7 protein-coding genes are annotated in these 11,289 nt (G+C 67.7%); 6 read left to right on the top strand and 1 reads right to left on the bottom strand.

Annotated elements, in window-relative coordinates; all coding sequences use genetic code 11:
* Positions 1–22 precede the first annotated feature (22 nt).
* On the bottom strand, positions 23–934 hold the full coding sequence (locus ACVKXF_RS04795; protein ID WP_456795029.1) for an aminoglycoside phosphotransferase family protein: 912 nt from the start codon (positions 932–934) through the stop codon (positions 23–25).
* Between the two features lie 131 nt (positions 935–1,065).
* On the opposite strand from ACVKXF_RS04795, the gene ACVKXF_RS04790 reads away from it, so the two are divergent.
* From ACVKXF_RS04790 to ACVKXF_RS04765, 6 genes are all read left to right on the top strand, one after another.
* Entirely contained in the window at positions 1,066–2,043 is a 978-nt protein-coding gene (locus ACVKXF_RS04790) for a matrixin family metalloprotease (RefSeq protein ID WP_185021269.1), read from the top strand.
* Positions 2,044–2,257: 214 nt separating this feature from the next.
* On the top strand, positions 2,258–6,754 hold the full coding sequence (locus ACVKXF_RS04785; RefSeq protein WP_456795028.1) for an RHS repeat-associated core domain-containing protein: 4,497 nt from the start codon (positions 2,258–2,260) through the stop codon (positions 6,752–6,754).
* A gap of 941 nt (positions 6,755–7,695) precedes the next feature.
* The gene (locus ACVKXF_RS04780) at positions 7,696–8,412 is read left to right on the top strand and encodes a GntR family transcriptional regulator (protein ID WP_456795027.1); all 717 of its coding nucleotides are present in this window, start codon (positions 7,696–7,698) and stop codon (positions 8,410–8,412) included.
* 91 nt (positions 8,413–8,503) lie between these two features.
* Positions 8,504–9,526, top strand: coding sequence for a sugar phosphate isomerase/epimerase family protein (locus ACVKXF_RS04775; protein WP_456795026.1), 1,023 nt, complete (start codon positions 8,504–8,506; stop codon positions 9,524–9,526).
* Entirely contained in the window at positions 9,523–10,476 is a 954-nt protein-coding gene (locus ACVKXF_RS04770) for a 3-hydroxyacyl-CoA dehydrogenase family protein (RefSeq protein ID WP_456795025.1), read from the top strand. The genes ACVKXF_RS04775 and ACVKXF_RS04770 overlap by 4 nt, the downstream gene beginning before the upstream one ends.
* Positions 10,477–10,487: 11 nt before the next feature.
* Positions 10,488–11,249, top strand: a complete 762-nt coding sequence (locus tag ACVKXF_RS04765; protein ID WP_456795024.1) for an SDR family NAD(P)-dependent oxidoreductase — start codon at positions 10,488–10,490, stop codon at positions 11,247–11,249.
* Positions 11,250–11,289: the final 40 nt, after the last annotated feature.

Here is an 11,289-nt window from a genome sequence, read left to right as displayed (position 1 = left end):
CTCGGACCCGGGTTCGGAACGGTCAGAAGGCGGCGAGGGCGTGGCGGAGCATGTCGTGTCCCTGCGCCTCGAAGCCCTCGTCACCGACGGCGTGAGCCCAGGTCGCGGTGCCGACGGCCTCGCGGAGTTGGAGCCATCGCCAGGCGTCCGGCTCGCGCGGATCGTGGCCGTAGCCCGCGAAGAACGCCGCCTCGAGGGCGGGATCGTGCTGCCAGTGGAGCACTGCGAGGCGGGTGAGGTCGAAGGACGCTGGGCGCCAGCCGAACCGGCCGAAGTCGATGACGCGCAGCCTGCGGGCGCGGATGCGGCTGTCGTTGTCGGCGTTGGTGTCGTCGTTGTCGCCGTCGTTGCCGTTGTCGACGATCCAGTTGCGTGGGTGGAAGTCGCCGTGGGTCGGGACCAGGGGCTCGTCTGCGTGGTCGGTGGGGAGCATCTCGAGCGCCGCGCGGGTCCGGGCGACGACGTCTGCCGAGATCCGGTGCGGGGCATCGAGCGCGCGGAGGGCCTTCGCCTGTTCGTGCAGCAGGAACGTCGGGTCGTGCCGGATGCCCTGGTCGTGCAGGCGCCGGAGGACTGCGCCGGCCTGCCGGTGGACGTCAGGGGCGTGCTCGTCCGCGGTGCCGAGCGCGAGGTGACCGGGGACGCGTTCGAGGACGAGGACACGGTGCTCTTCGTCGGCGGACACGAGGGCGCCGGCGTCCCCGGCAGTGCGCAGTGCGTCGGTCACGGTCCGGTGGGCCTCGAGTTCCCGGGGGAAGTGGGTGTTGTCCTGGCCCGAGGCCTTCACGGTGTAGCTGTCGTCGCCGGCGACGACGTGCAGGACCCTCGTGTCGAGCAGACCCCACGAGTCGTCCGCCACCAAGACCGCGTCGGGGAGCGTCCGGAACACGAACGCGATCTGGTCGTCATCGAGTCCGGTGTCGCCCCACTGCATGGCGGCACGCTACCCGGTCCGCTCTGCGCACCGCGGCCGTTCTGGGGGCTTGTCGGACCTTCCGCTCCCTCGGACACTGATGCAGCCGTCCGCCACCGTGGTTCGGGTGCGGTGTGATCAAGGAGGGCGCAGTGCGCACGTCATCGAAGGCCGCAGCCGCGGTCGCACTCGGGTTCGTCCTGACGGCGGTCTTCGCCGCACCGGGGATCGCCGGAGCGCCCAACTGCCGAGGGGACAGCATCTCGGTTCACGACCTCGCCTCCGGGTGCCACGGCGGCTCTGGTGTGATCGCGCTCGACGACGGCCGGACCTTCGCGGTGCCCGCCGCGGGCGTCACGCTCACCGCCGCGCCCGTCGCCGAAGGGGACACCGACCCCGGTGACGTGGTGATCGCGAACCGTGGTGCCGCGGGCATCGCCGTGCAGGTCGACGAGGTGTGGGCCGGATCGCCCACCGCCGTCCGGCAGGAGCGCGCAGCCCAGCAACGGCGAACGCTCGGGGCGACGATCCGTGGCACCGTCTCGCACGGCGGCGCCACGACGTCCGCGAGCTGCGGGAGCAAGGCGTACGTGCTGACCGGCGCGCACTGGGAGTCCCCGGTCCGGTGGCGGTACAACCCGAGCGGGGCGAAGGTGTCGAACGTCGCAGCGATCCAGCGCGGCGCCGAAGCGTGGACCGGCACGATCACGGCGTGCGGTCAGACGGTCCGGTCGACCGCGGCCCAGGAGTACCTCGGCACCGCGACGCAGAAGCCTGCGGTCACCGCCGACGGGGGCTGCGGGACCTCGAACCGGACGAGCGTCATCGGGTGGGGCAAGTTGCCGTCGAAGACCCTCGCGCTCACGTGCATCTGGTCCTTCACGGACGGGGTCGCCTTCGAGACCGACCAGCGCTACTCGACGAGCCACCGGTGGGGATCGACCAGCACCTGTTCGGGCAACCGGTTCGACCTGCGCGGCATCGCGACGCACGAGTGGGGGCACTCGTACGGGCTCGGACACACGGCGCAGAAGTCCGGGCTCGTGATGAAGCCGTCGTCGACCGTGTGCGACACGGCGCAGCGGACGCTCGGGCTGGGGGATGTGCGGGGGATCGCGGCGTTGTACTGAGCGCTGCTTTCGTCCACTCGCCCGTATCGGCGCGCCGCCCGTCGTTTCGACCCCCACATATGGGGGTGCGGTGCTGAGTGATGCTCCGTAACGTGCTGTGGAGTTGCACAGTGCAGCCATGGGGGCTGTGCGCTGGTGCGACGTGCTGAGGGGTTCTTTTCGCGTGTTCGCTGCGTCGTTGTCTGGTCGTGTCCGTGGAGTTCTGCTGGCGGTGGTGACGTTGGTCGCGCTGTTGGGTTCGTTGCTGGTGGTGGTGTCGCAGCCGACACCGGCGCAGGCGGCTGTGACGGGGACGGGCGGGCAGTACGTGCCCATGCCGTCGAATGCCCGGGTGCTCGGTGGTGGCACGTCGAAGGGCACCTACCGGACTGTCAAGGTTGCCGGGGTGGATGGTCTGCCGTCGTCCGGGATCGGTGCGGTGACGATGATGGTCACGATCGTCGCCCCCGCCGGGCAGGGCCAGCTGTTCGGTCGTCCGTCGTCGTCGGATCCGTCGACGCTGCTGATGGTCTACAACGCCGGCGTCGGTGGGAACACGTCGAACTCGAGCCTGCTCGCGGTCGCCGATGACGGCACGATCCAGGTGATGACGGAAACGGCGCAGTCGACCGTGATCATCGACATCACTGGCTACTACACGTCGACCAAGAACGGCGTCTCGGCGGGTGGCTTCGTGGCGATGTCGCCGGCTCGTGTGCTGGACTCTCGTGACGGCACTGGTGCCGCAGCTGGGCAGATCCCGGCGGGATCTCAGCGCACCATCCAGGCGACCGGATCGAACGGTATCCCGGCGGGTGCGGCAGCGGTCGCGGTGAACATCGTCGTGATCAACCGTGAGGCCAAGGCGGGCTACGTCCGTCCCACGCCGACGGATGGGGTCCGCAGCACGGGTGTCCTGAACTACAACTCCACCGCGGGTCTGACGACGGCGATGAACGCGCAGGTCGCACTGAACTCCGCTGGGAAGTTCAGCCTCAGCACCGCCGAGGGCGGCGGGAAGATCGACCTCGTCGTCGACATTCAGGGCTACTTCCTGCAGTCCAACCCGGGTGGCGGTTTCACACCCCAGGCCGGCCGGCTCGTTGACACCCGGACAACGGCCAGCATCGCCGCGGGTGCGTCGTTCGCGGTGCAGGTTGGCGGTCGCGCAGGTGCTCCGACGGTCGAAGGTGGACTCTCGGCTGCTGCGGTGACGTTCACCGCAGTGAACAACAGCGGTGCGGACTCCTACGCGAAGATGTGGGCTGACGGGGCAGCGGAGCCAGACTCCTCAGCGATCAGCAGCGACACGACGTCGATCGTGTCGAACACCGTCGTCACACCGGTGGGCGCGAACGGGAACATCCGGATCAAGAACATGGGCACGGCCGCGATGAACTACGTCGTCGACCTGCAGGGCACCTACAACTCGCTTCCAGGCGGCCCGTCTGACACAAACCGGACCGGTCAGCGGACGTCGGCGACGACGTTGCCGTTCCCGATCACGGACCAGACCAACGCCTCCGTCGACGTCGGGACCGGCAACCTGCTCGTCACCACGACGGCGATGAGCCTGCCGGGTGTGACGCAGAACACCACGATCGGCGCCGCGTACAACTCGCGGAGCACCACCGTCGGGGATGCGAACACGATGGACGCGAACCGCTGGCAGTACGCCCTCGCCGGCGCCGGTGATCTCACGGCGAACGCAGCCGGTGTCATCTACACCGACGCCGTGGGGACGGCGTGGCAGTTCCGTCCGTCCGGGGCGCAGGGCGCGTTCATCAGCCCGGCCGGTTTGCAGCAGACCCTGACCCGCATCGACAACAGCACGACGCACGAGTACACGCTGAAGGGGTGGACCTCGAACTCGACCACGCACTTCAACCTCGCCGGCCAGCCGACGTCGATCGTGGACCGGAACAAGAACCAGATCAGCTTCAACTCCGATGAGCCCGGCTTCACCCTGAAGTCCCTCGTCTCGACTGCGGGTGTGTCCGGGGCGCGGACGGCGAACTCGTCGTACGCGAACGGTGTGCAGACGTTCTCGCAGACCAGCGGCTCGAGCAAGCGGAGTGTGTCGTGGGCGAAGAACAGCACCGGTGACATCACGACGTACACGGACGCGCTCGGGAAGAAGACCACGTTCGGGTACACCAGCGGTGACCTCACCTCGATTACGGCGCCCGAGGGTGGTGTGACGGCGTTCACGTACGACTCGTCCGACCGCGTCACCAAGGTCGAGCAACGCAACACCACCGCCGGTTCCCCGGGCACCGCTGTGACGCGGTTCTCGTTCAAGGACGACACCACGACACTGGTCGCCGACCCGCGGTCCGATCAGTCGGCTGCTGTGGCGGATGCCAAGCGCACCACCTACACGCTCGACGGCAACGACCTGGTGACGAAGGCCGTTGATCCGGCCGATCGGGAGCGGGGCCGCGAGTACAACCCGGCGAACAACGGCGTCGCCACCGCCACCGTCGGCAAGGAGGGCGGCACTGGGACCTCCGCTCAGTCGAAGTCGACGAACGACTACGGCAAGAACGAGAGCCAGTCCTTGACGAAGAGCACGAGCAGCTCCGGAGCATCGTCGTCCGCGACCTACGACGCGCCGGGGGCTGCGAACAAGTACCTGCCGTCCTCGACCACGGACTCCGCTGGTGACAGCACGTCGTACGGGTACAGCGGTGTCGGCAACCAGACCTCCACCAGCACCGGAGGTACGGCGGATGCGGCGAAGGCGGAGCTCGACTACAACTCTGACGGAACCGTCAAGACCGCGACCGCGCCCGGGAACGGCGGTAACCCGACGAAGTACGAGTACGAGAACAAGCAGCTCAAGAAGGTCACCGCACCGAACAACCCCTCGAGCAACACCGACATCGTCGGCGCGAAGGAGTACACGTACGACGCGTTCGGACGTGTCCGGACCGAGACCGACGGTCGCGGGAACACGACGACCTACGGGTACGACAACGACGACCGAACCACCTCGATCGCCTTCAGTGACGGCACCGCGACGGTGACCAGGTCGTACGACGGAAACGGCAACCTCCTCACCGAGACCTCCGCCACCGGCACCATCACCAACACGTACGACCAGCGGAACCGCCTCACCTCCACGGTGAACACCGCCGGTGGCGGCACGGTCTCCTACGGTTACGACCTCGCCGGCAACACCGTCACGGTGACCGACGCGCAGGGGCAGGTGACACACGCGTACGACCCGTCGAACGTGCTCACCGCGACGACGTACCCGACCACTGCGGGTACGGCGAAGCAGGTCTACCTGACGGACGACCACGGCCGCCGTACCAACACCTGGCTCGGCGCACCCAGCAACGCGACCCCCGGGGTGCAGCCAGCGTCGTGGACGGGGCACCAGCAGGTCGAGTACGACTCCTCCGGCAAGATCACCCACATCAAGGCGTGGACCGGCAAGGACACCACGCTCGAGGTGAACACGAAGTACTGCTACCAGTTCGAGGCGCCCTCCGACGGCACCTGCGACGACAGCGACAAGTCCAAGGACCGCAGCAAGCTGCAGTGGACCCGCGACGGTTCCGGGCAGGCTACGAAGTACGGGTACACCTCCGGCCGGCTGACGAAGATCACCCAGTCCGGCGGCGACACCCCCACCAACTGGGCGTTCACCTACGACAAGGCCGGCAACCGCACCCGCGCCACCGCAACCAACGCCACCACCGAAGCGACGGTCAGCGACCAGCAGCTGAGCTACAACGCGCTCGGCCAGATCACCACCACCGGGTACGCGTACGACAAGACCGGCAACATGACCGCCTCGCCCGGTGCGACGTACACGTACAACGGTGCGCAGCAGATGACGTCATCCATTAAGGACGGCAAGAAAACCACGTACGAGTACGCCGGCGCGGACATGAACAAGCTCCTCTACCAGGCGACCGACGGGGGAGCGGAGTACGGCTACACGTATGGCACATCCGACTCGAACGGGGTCCCCGTGATCAGCAGCCGCGAGCTCGTTGGTACCGGCACGGCCGCGGTGATCAGCGACCCGACCACCGGCCAGCCGCTGGATCTGCGGACCACGGACGGGACGACGAGCATGTACGTCCTTGACGGGATCGGGAACCCGGTTGCATCCATCAAGGACACCGGTGCCGTGGCCTACAAGGTGACGTACGACGCGTACGGCAAGGAGCAGGTCAGCGCCGACGGCGGCAGCAGCGCGCAGTGGCAGCAGAACCCCTACGGGTACAAGGCCGGTATCCGCGCCACCAACACCGACACCGGACTCACCAAGTTCGGCTACCGCTGGCAGTCCGCCACAACCGGCACTTGGATCGAACGCGACACCCTCGACGCACCCCTCAGCCCGAGCAACGCCAACCGTTATGCATACGCCGGTCTCGATCCGATCAATGGCTCCGACCCACTCGGCCGGGCAACGTTTGGTGTGGGCTTCGAGGGGTGCTACTGGATCTGCGGCGGGGTCTCATACAACTGGGACACAGAAGGGCACAGCGGGCTTGGGTTCTCCGTTGGTGCCGGCAACCCTGGTTTCTCGATCAGCGGCACCGGTTCAACGAGCAACTTCGGTAATAGTCTTGGCGTCGAAGGTAAGTGCCAGTCCGGGCTGGCGTCCGTTGGGGCGTCTAGCGACGGTGGATTCGGCGTCGGCGCTGGGACTTCCTTCTCGAGTCCGCACTGTAGCGTGTCGGGTACCGCCAGCTGGCAGCTGACTTGACGCGAACGGAAGCAACATGCCGCAGATGATCGTTCACTATAACGCAGTTATGAATCCGGGCGGAGGGATGCCGTTTGGCGTCTGGATCGTCATCGTGATAGTGCTGGTTGCAGTGGGTGGAGCTCTCGCAATCACCCGGGGCCGTCGCAAATGAATATCTGCTCCACCACAGGTTGGGTCGTTCCATGAAAACCTTGCTCATAGTGATGTTCGCCGTAGGTGCAGTACCGTTCGCAGCTGGTGTCATCTACTGCGGACTCAACTTTCGACCGGGTCGGGATTTCCCACCGCGGAAATGGCCGATAGCCGTGATGGCCATAGGGTTCTTGCTCGCCGCGGCCGCGGTCCTCACTGGAATCGCAACAAGCGGGGCAGGCGTTGCGTAGCGGTCAAATCATGATGGTGGCCATTGGCCAGTGCTTGGCAGTGATGTTCGGCACAACGTCCTTTTTCAACTGAGCCCCGCGAGCTCAGAACCTTTGCACCGAGACTGGCGGTTTTCGGCGTCGGGGCCTCCAGCTCCTTCTCGACACCGCGGTGCGACCTTTCGGCCACCGGATCCCTTCAGTTCACGTAAGAGGATGCAAACTGGATCGGGAATGAACGACATGAATCTTCTCGCGATTAACCCTCCTGGTCCCGACGGGGGTATCCCCTTCGGGGTTTGGATAGCCGTCGTGGCGGTCATCATCGTGATCGGTACCGTGACGGCGATAAGGCGCAGGCGAAAATGAAAACCGCGGAGGGTTGATCTGCACCTGATGATCTTGCTTGTTCTGACGCTGGGCATCGGGGCGGCCTTCGTGCCACTTGCCATCGGAGTATCCGCCTCCAGCGCCAGTAGGCGGCAAGGGCGTTCCTCGAGCAATCAGCAGGTCCCGTGGCCTGAATGATCGTTCGAGGTGCCGGTCGCGACATCGTGGATTCTCTAGGATCGACACATGTCGACGACCATGCCCGGCTTCGGGACCGAACGCATCGCGCAGCTCGGCCTGCGTGACCGCGTCTACGACCGGGTGCTCGAGGTCCTGATGGGTCACGATGTCGAACCGGGCATGCGGCTGTCGATCGACGGGCTCGCCCGCACCCTCGGCGTCTCCCCGACCCCGGTGCGCGAAGCCCTCGTGCAGCTCGAACGCACCGGGCTCGTCACCCGCGAGGCCAATAAGGGCTACCGGGTCTCCCCGCCGCTGGCCGGCGACCAGCTCGAGGCACTGTTCGACGCCCGGCTCATCGTGGAGAGCGGCGCCGTCGAGCTCGCGGCGCGCGGTGACGTCGACGCCCTGCGGGAGCGGCTCGGCACGGCGCTCGACGAGCAGGCTGCGGTGGCCGACGAGGTCGCGGCGGTCGGTGCTGCGGACGCCCCGGAAGAGCTGATGGCCCGGTTCTTCCGGAGCGACTGGCAGTTCCACCAGCTGATCTTCGACGCGACGCGCAACCCGTTCCTCGAGGAGATGTCCGAGATCATCACGACCCGCGTGCACCGGATGCGGCAGATCGTCGAGGGTGGCGGGGACGACACCGACCGCGCCGTGCACGAGCACCGAGCGGTGGTCGATGCCCTCGCGGTCGGGCCGACCGAAGCGGTCGCGGCGATGCGGCACCACATCGACGCCGTCCGGCTCCGGTCGCGCGAGGACGCCTCGCACACAAGCTGATCCCGCAGGGGTTGCGCTCTGTCGAGGTGCGAGTATCTTTCCTATAGGAAAGAGGTTCACAGGCGAACCCCGACATGCGAAGGAGCATTCCGTGAGCACACCGCAGGACTGGGTCGACCAAGATTGGGACCCCACAACCTGGACGTCGGACACCTGGCCGATCGCCGCCTGTCTGCACGGCTTCGCGCAGGTCACGCGCGACGGTGCCGCGTTCCACGATGCCTCGGCCGAGGTCTGGGACGACGTGTTCGCACAGATCGAGGCCGCCGGGTTCTCACTCGCCGAGCTCGCCGACAGCCACATCCGCCCCGCGGACCTCGAGCGCTCCCGTCGCGACGAGCTGTTCGCCGTCGCGAAGGCGCACGGCATCGGGATCCCCTCGGTGCACCTGCAGCGCAAGAGCGTCATCCAGCCCGGGCACGAGGACGAGAACCTCGCCTACGCCCACCGCACGATCGACGCGGCGGCCGAGTGGGGCATGCAGGTCTTCTCGACCGGGCTGCACCAGCCGTTCTCCGACGCCCAGAAGCGCGCGCTGTGGTTCTGGACGGCGCCGGGCCCGAAGGACCCCGACGACCCGGAGGTCTGGAACGCCGCGGTCAAGCGCCTGCGTGAGCTCGGCGAGCACGCAGCGAGCGTCGGGCTGCCGATGGCGCTCGAGCTGTACGAGGACACGTACCTCGGCACCGCCGACAGCGCGGTCCGCCTGGTCGAGGAGATCGGGCTCGACAACGTCGGGCTCAACGCGGACGTCGCGAACCTCATCCGTCTGCACCGTCCCGTCGAGGACTGGCGCGAGTTGTTCGCGAAGACCATGCCGCACACGAACTACCTGCACGTGAAGAACTACACGCGTGACGAAGCCGGCGACGGCAGCTGGGCGACGAGCGCTCCGAGCACCATGGAGACGGGCCTCATCAACTACCGCCAGGTCCTGCGCGACGCCGTCGCCGACGGGTTCCGCGGGATCGTCATGACCGAGCAGTACGGCGGGGACAGCCTCGGCGTCTGCGCCACCAACCAGCAGTACATCCGATCCGTCCTCGCGACGACGAAGCTCGACGCGACGGCGACCCCGACTGCAGCAACCAGCACCGAAGGAGCAATCCGATGAGCACCCTCGACATCGCCGTCGTCGGGTCCGGCTACATGGGCGGCGGGATCGCCCAGGTCCTCGCCCTGGCCGGCCACACCGTCCGGATCGCCGACGTCTCGGCCGAGATCGCCCAGCAGAACCTGGAGCGACTGCTCGGCGAGACCGCACAGTTCGTCGCCGACGGGCTGTTCCCCGAGGACGCCGTCGAACGGGTCCGCGCACACCTGAGCGCCGCCGAGTCGATCGAGGCCGCCGTCGCCGACGCCGACTTCATCGAGGAGGCCGTGCCCGAGAAGCTCGAGATCAAGCACGCCACGCTGCGCCGCATCAGCGAGGCCGCCCGCCCCGACGCCGTGATCGGCTCGAACACCTCGACGATCCTGATCGAGTCGCTGGCCGAGGCCGTCGTGGGCCCGGAGCGGTTCCTCGGTGTGCACTTCTCGAACCCGGCGCCGTTCATCCCCGGCGTCGAGCTCATCCCGCACCCGACCACGAACGACCACGCGATCGCGGTCGGCGAGACCGTCGTCGCCGCGACCGGCAAGCAGTCGGCGCGGGTGAAGGACTCGACGGGCTTCGTCCTGAACCGCCTGCAGTACGCACTGTTCGAGGAAGCCACGAAGATCGCCGACGAGGGCATCGCCACCCCCGACGACATCGACACCATCGTGCGGACCACGTTCGGGTTCCGCCTGCCGTTCTTCGGCCCGTTCGCGATCGCCGACATGGCCGGTCTCGACGTCTACGCGTTCTGCTTCGAGTCGCTGCAGACCCGTTGGCCCGAGCGCTTCGCCACCCCGCCGTCGCTGCAGCAGCACGTCGACGCGGGCGAGCTCGGCACGAAGTCCGGCGCCGGGTACCTCGAGGTGCCGGCCGACCGGACGCCGGAACTCGTCGCCTACCGCAACAAGGCCTACGTCGCGATGCAGAAGCTGCTCGACGACCTCGGCCCGGCCCCGATCCACTGAGCGGTACGACGATGCGCAACGAACAGCGAACTGTGGTCCTCACCGGAGCGGCATCACCGCGCGGCATCGGTCGCGCCACCGCCCACCACCTGGCCGAGGCCGGCTGGGACATCGGCATCATCGACCTCGACCAGACCGCGAGCGAGCAGGTCGCCGCCGAGATCCGCGAGCAGCACGGCGTCCGCGCGGTCGGCGTCGGTGCGAACGTCGCCGACGAGACCGCGGTCCGGGCGGCGTTCGACACGATCGAGGCCGAACTCGACCCCGTCGTCGCCCTCGTCAACCTGGCCGGCGTCTCGTCCGCGCACGCCTACCTCGACCTGCCCGAGGGGGAGTGGCACCGGGTGCTGTCGATCAACCTCGACGGTGTGCACTTCGCCAGCCTGCGGGCGGCCGAGTCGATGGTGCGGTCCGGCTACGGGCGCATCGTGAACCTGTCGTCGGTCTCCGCCCAGCGCGGCGGCGGCACCTTCAGCAAGACCCCGTACACGGTGGCGAAGGCCGGTGTGATCGGGCTCACCCGCGGTCTGGCGCGCGAACTCGGCCCGCGCGGCATCACCGTCAACGCCATCGCTCCCGGTCCGATCGACACCGACATCATGGGCGGCACCCTGACCGAGGAGCGCAAGACCGAGATGGCGGCGGACGGCGTCCTGCCGCGGATCGGCACCCCGCGGGACATCGCCGCGGCGATCGCCTACCTGATCAGCGAGGACGCCGGGTTCGTCACCGGTCAGACGCTCAACGTCGACGGCGGCCTGTACATGCACTGACGGCCGTGCGCGACGGGTCCACCTCGTCCCCCTCCGCAAC

The sequence above is a fragment of the Curtobacterium sp. PvP017 genome (genome assembly GCF_054060195.1).
Note: the sequence above shows the minus strand (reverse complement) of the source record. Positions and strands in the feature narration are given on the sequence as shown.